Here is a 232-nt window from a genome sequence, read left to right on the forward strand (position 1 = left end):
GCTCGCAGAATTGACCCTCTCTATTTGACCCACCTTCCACTGTCTTCCGAAGGCAGCCACGCGGTCATACGATCCCTGATACCCCAGCGCCTTTAAGTCCAGAAACATCTGTTTTAAGGTCCGTCTTTGCTTGCGGGATTTGACTGCTTCAGCGGAAAGCCAGGCGGATAGCCGCGGCGTGAATGGATCGAGGGCGCTTGTAGAGCGCCTGGTGGAGTACGACGGCTCGATC

The 232-nt window shown here is 56.5% G+C and carries 1 pseudogene; it reads right to left on the reverse strand.

The annotated features are described in order from the left end of the window. Positions 1-232 (reverse strand): annotated as a pseudogene (locus tag ACZ3GY_RS24865) (IS21 family transposase); the annotation flags it as partial.

The organism is Pseudomonas sp. PME37.24/006 (genome assembly GCF_055556635.1).